This window comes from Mesorhizobium salmacidum (SeqCode) (assembly GCF_037179605.1).
In the GTDB taxonomy this organism is placed as follows: Bacteria; Pseudomonadota; Alphaproteobacteria; order Rhizobiales; family Rhizobiaceae; genus Mesorhizobium; species Mesorhizobium salmacidum.
The window spans coordinates 1-1,162 of sequence record NZ_JAPYKS010000075.1; the positions used below are offsets into that span (position 1 = coordinate 1).

At 61.6% G+C, this 1,162-nt stretch carries 1 protein-coding gene; it reads left to right on the forward strand.

The genetic code is table 11. The features are described 5' to 3' along the window. The first annotated feature begins 200 nt into the window (after positions 1–200). A complete protein-coding gene (locus O7A60_RS31665; protein WP_337109573.1) occupies positions 201–1,139 on the forward strand; it encodes an IS110 family RNA-guided transposase in 939 nt (312 codons plus the stop codon). Positions 1,140–1,162: the final 23 nt, after the last annotated feature.

A 1,162-nucleotide genomic window follows, 5' to 3' on the forward strand; every position in this document is an offset into this window, starting at 1 on the left:
CACCCCTTGTATCTGCACGGAGGAAACTTTGTGCGAGAAGAGCGACTGAGCCTCGAACCGGATGGCCATCCGATTCGAGGCTTGGCGAAGTCGCCCGACACCCCTCCGGTTACAACCGTGGATGAGCCTGGGATCTTCGCCTTCGTCACGTACGACCGAATAGTCGCTTGGCTCCAATCGCACGCACAAGGCAGGTTACCGTGAACACGATCATATGTGGAGTGGATGTTTCGAAAGGATGGCTCGATGCCCATGTCGAGCCGAGCGGGGCGGCTAGCCGTTTTGCCAACGATGCGGCAGGCATCGCCGACCTGGCCGGCTGGTGCCAGGGCCACGACGTCGAACTTGTCGTCATGGAGGCCAGTGGCGGCTACGAACGACTGGCCTTCCTGCTGTTGTGGGAATTGGGGGTATGCTGCGGCATGGCCAATGCCCGCAGTGTGCGCTACTTCGCCGAAGCAATGGGCTTCCTGGAGAAGACCGACAGGATCGATGCCGCCATGATCGCCCGCTATGGCCAGGTCAAGCAGCTCAAGCCAATGCCGCCACCCTGCGCGGCTCAGCAGCGGCTCAAGGCATTGGTTGGGCGGCTTTCCCAGGTGGGAGGTGATCTCACCATCCAAAAGCAACGCAAGAGCGCTGCCGCCGATAACGAGACCATCGCCAGTCTCGATGAGGTGATCGCGCTGCTGGTACGCCAGAGCCGCCGGCTCGAGGGTGAGATCGCCTCGCTCATCGATGACGATCCGCTGTGGGCATGCCTTGACCGGGCCTTTCGCTCGCTCAAGGGGGTCGCCTCCCGTACCGTGGCGCGGCTGATGGCGCAGTTGCCCGAAATCGGCATCGTCTCCAATAGAGCCATTGCCAAGCTGGCCGGCCTGGCTCCGATCGCCAATGACAGCGGCAAGCGCAGCGGCCGAAGACCGGTGCGCGGTGGTCGTGCGGGACCGCGAGGCGTCCTCTTCCTCGTTGCCAGCATCGTTGCCAAATATGATCCGCACCTGGCCGCTTTCCAGCAAAGGTTGCAGGCCGCGGGAAAGGAAAAGATGGTCATCCGCATCGCTCTCGCCAGAAAGCTGCTCGTCATTCTCAATGCAAAAGCACGCGATGCGCGAAGCGAGTTCGCAAATGCAACTTGACACCTCAGATAGTCGCTCATCCG